At 65.6% G+C, this 2,636-nt stretch carries 3 protein-coding genes; 2 read left to right on the top strand and 1 reads right to left on the bottom strand.

Annotated elements, in window-relative coordinates:
- Nucleotides 1–298, top strand: a 298-nt coding sequence (locus ACK543_RS14005) for a MipA/OmpV family protein (RefSeq protein ID WP_409943457.1), incomplete at its 5' end; no start/stop codon positions are given.
- Nucleotides 299–767: 469 nt separating this feature from the next.
- Here ACK543_RS14005 and ACK543_RS14000 read toward each other — a convergent pair.
- On the bottom strand, nt 768–2,018 hold the full coding sequence (locus ACK543_RS14000; protein ID WP_409943456.1) for a multifunctional CCA addition/repair protein: 1,251 nt from the start codon (nt 2,016–2,018) through the stop codon (nt 768–770).
- Between the two features lie 83 nt (nt 2,019–2,101).
- Between ACK543_RS14000 and ACK543_RS13995 the strand changes: the two genes are divergently transcribed.
- Nucleotides 2,102–2,536 (top strand): hypothetical protein, encoded by a 435-nt coding sequence (locus ACK543_RS13995; RefSeq protein WP_409943455.1) that lies wholly within the window; start codon nt 2,102–2,104, stop codon nt 2,534–2,536.
- The last annotated feature ends 100 nt before the right edge of the window (nt 2,537–2,636 follow it).

The following is a 2,636-nucleotide window of genomic DNA, read 5'->3' as shown; positions in this document are numbered from 1 at the left end:
TCCCGCTTGGCGCGTGGGCGCGGGCGTGGCGGCCACCTGGGCCAACGCGCAATACATGCAGTCGTACTTCGGGGTGGACGCCGCTCAGTCGGCCCGCAGTGGCCTGGGTCTGTACCGGGCCAGTGCCGGGATGCGCGACGTCCGCGTGTCGGTTTCGGCAACCTATGCGATTTCGCCGCGCTCATCCGCTACGGCGGGGCTGTCTTACAGCCGTCTTCTCGGCGATGCGGCCAATAGCCCGATCGTGCGGGACCGCGCTGGCTTGAACGGAGTTCTGGCAGTCACCTACGCTTTCTGACGGAGGCCTGCTTCGATGGCAGCGGCGCATTCCCGCCCTGGGCGGCGCAATTCAGATCGCGATTCAGCCTATTGAGTCGGCACCTTTGAACTTGAACCAGCCGTTCGGGCTGAGCCTGTCGAAGCCTTGCGCAGAGCTTCGAACCGCATCAACGCATTCAAGTTGGTTGATGCCGACTCAATAAAAGCGGTGCTGGCAAGTGCATAGCGCTGTCACCCCAAAGGTGAGGCTGCAAAAACAACCCAAGGCCAGAGTCCACGCGGTGTGCGGCAAGACTACAAGCGATCAACTGCCGTTTTTAGGTTTGGGAAGCTCTGCATAACCCTCGCGAGGATGCGCTGGTGCGGATCGCGATAGGCTACAAGGCGCTTTTTGCAGCCAATAGCATGGCTATTGGCAAGAAAAGCAACGCCGTGGACTGCCCGAGCCCGGGCCCGCGCAGACCGCAGGGAGTTATGCAGAGGTTCCTTTAGTCCGTCCCGTCGCGCTGCAGCCATTGCGCCACCGCCGCCACCCGCGCCTGGTGGATCAGCGCGCCCACCTGCGGGCCGCTCAGGCCGCGGGCCGCTGCGGTGGCGGCAATGTCACGCGTGACCACGCCCTGCACCGCGCCCAGCACGGCCAGCAGGCGGGGGCGTTGCGGGTAGGCCGTGTCTTCCAGCCCCAGCCGACCCCGCGCATCGCACTCGCAGGCCAGCAGGATGTCTGCAAACCGCTGGGGCTTGCGGATGGCGTCGCAGCGTTCGAGCAGGCGCACCAGCGCCGCGGCCGACAGCTCGCCGCTGCGGTGGATGTTGCCGTGCTCGCGCGCCACCACATCAGCCGTTTCGCGGCAGTCCACGGGCACTCGCAGCCGTTCGGCCACGTCTTTCAGGAGCTGCGCGCTGCGCTCTTCGTGGCCGATATGGCGCGGCAGCACATGGGCGGCCGTGGTGCCTTTGCCCAGGTCGTGCGCCAGGCAGGCAAAGCGCACCACCAGCGGGGCCTGCAGCCGGGCCGCCATGTCCAGCACCATCATCAGGTGCACGCCGGTGTCCACCTCGGGGTGGTGTTCGGCGCGCTGGGGCACGCCCCACAGGCGGTCCACCTCGGGCAGCAGCACGGCCAGCGCGCCGCAGGCCCGCAGCACCTCGAACATGCGCGAGGGCTTGCCTTCCATCAGTCCGCGCGCCAGTTCCTGCCAGACGCGCTCGGCCACCAGGTGGTCCACCTCGCCGTGCACGACCATCTCGTGCATGAGCTGCAGGGTCTCGGGCGCCACCGTGAAGTCGGCAAAACGCGCCGCAAAGCGCGCCACACGCAGGATGCGCACCGGGTCTTCGCGGAACGACTGGGTGACATGGCGCAGCACGCGGGCACGCAGGTCTTGTTCACCGTGATAGGGATCAAAAAGGCAGGTTACGCCCGATGCATCTGTGCTGGATGCTATTGAATTAATAGTGAGATCGCGGCGTGAGAGGTCTTCCTCCAGCGTGACATCGGGCGAGCTTTGCACCACAAAGCCCCGGTAGCCGCGCCCGCTCTTGCGCTCGGTGCGGGCCAGCGCATATTCCTCGCGGGTCTCGGGGTGCAAGAACACCGGGAAGTCACGCCCCACGGGCAGGTAGCCCAGCGCCAGCATCTGCTCGGGCGTTGCGCCCACCACCACCCAGTCGTGGTCATTGACGGGGCGACCCAGCAGCTTGTCGCGGACCGCGCCGCCCACCATGTAGATTTGCATGGGGCGCAGTGTAGAACCCCGGGCGCTGGTCCTGGAATGACTGGCAGGCGCAGGGGTTGCCCGGCGGGTATCCTGTGGCCACCATGTCGCTGCCCTCGCCCCTCTCCTCCCTCACCATCGCCCAGCCCAATCCCGACGGCAGCCTGCCCGTGCCCGCCGCGCCCGATGCTGCCGCCAACGCCGCAGCCGAGGCCTTGCAGCGCGAGGCGCATGTGCAAGCGATGCAGGCCAGGCTCGATGAACTGCAGGACATCCTGGCCAAGCCGTTGTCCGAGATCCTCGCCGACCACGAAAAATCCCGGGAAGCCGCTGCCGCCTGGGATGCCTTCGGCGCGATGTGGATGCTGTCGCAGCGCGCGATGAAGCGCGTGGCGCTGGACCTGGCCGCCCAGCAGGGCGTGAGCGCGCAAGAGGTGGTGGCCCGCGCGCTGGTTTATGCCAATGGCGTGCTCAACGGCGATGGAGACGACCTGGGCACCGAAGTTCGACACCTCGCCCCCCTTTTTGACCGTTTTTGAGGGTTGGTGGCGTTATGAATCAACGACTTGCATCTAATTTTCAAAAATTTTTGTAGTGGCAATCTTGTAATTGTTTTGTATTGGCAATCATTTGCTAATG

The sequence above is a fragment of the Acidovorax sp. genome (assembly GCF_046341535.1).
Lineage (GTDB): Bacteria > Pseudomonadota > Gammaproteobacteria > Burkholderiales > Burkholderiaceae_C > Acidovorax.
The sequence above is the reverse complement of the archived record's forward strand: the minus strand, read 5'-3'. Positions and strand labels throughout refer to the sequence as shown.